The 570-nt window shown below is 52.6% G+C and carries 2 protein-coding genes; one reads left to right on the top strand and one right to left on the bottom strand.

The genetic code is table 11. The features are described from left to right. Positions 1–219 (top strand): IS3 family transposase (locus lacNas_RS03520; protein WP_201346597.1); only part of this gene is annotated, 219 nt, incomplete at its 5' end. A gap of 56 nt (positions 220–275) precedes the next feature. On the opposite strand, the gene lacNas_RS03515 is transcribed toward lacNas_RS03520, so the two are convergent. Continuing rightward, positions 276–570: biotin transporter BioY (locus lacNas_RS03515; RefSeq protein ID WP_201346596.1), on the bottom strand; the 295-nt coding region annotated here is incomplete at its 5' end.

The following is a 570-nucleotide window of genomic DNA, read 5'->3' as shown; positions in this document are numbered from 1 at the left end:
GGGAATTCTCTAGACGACGGCTTAATGGAAGGCTTCTTCGGCATTCTCAAGCGTGAGATGTTCTATGGGCAGGAGCACAAATACAAAGACCTAAATGAGATTGAACAAGCTATTCACAAATATATCGATTACTACAACAACGTAAGAATCAAAACAGGACGAAAAAACATGACCCCGATTGAATATCGGAATCATGTTCTAACAACCTTAACGGCGTAATACTAATTTGTCCCAATTTTGGGGGTCACATCACCCGCGGCAAGCGGGACGTTTTTTTATTTTTGATAGCCGCGGCTGACCTTGCCAGCGTAAGCGGCAAAAATTGCTTGCAGGCGCGGGGCCAGGGCAACTAGCAGAAGCAGCTTGGCCAGAGTCGTCGGCAGGAAGGGCCAGATGGCGGCATTAGCCGCGGCCGCAAACGGCAGGCGGCTGATCCAGGCCAGCCAGGCCGCGCCCAAAAGCAGCTGCAGAATGAGGGCCAAAGCGGCTGCCAGGGTCAGACTGAGCCTGGTGTTTTTGGCCAGACCCGTGAGGTTTTTGTGGTCCGAGTCAGACTGGGACCGTCGGCGA

The organism is Lactobacillus nasalidis (assembly GCF_016587775.1).
In the GTDB taxonomy this organism is placed as follows: domain Bacteria; phylum Bacillota; class Bacilli; order Lactobacillales; family Lactobacillaceae; genus Lactobacillus; species Lactobacillus nasalidis.
This window is presented reverse-complemented; position numbering and strand designations above follow the sequence as displayed.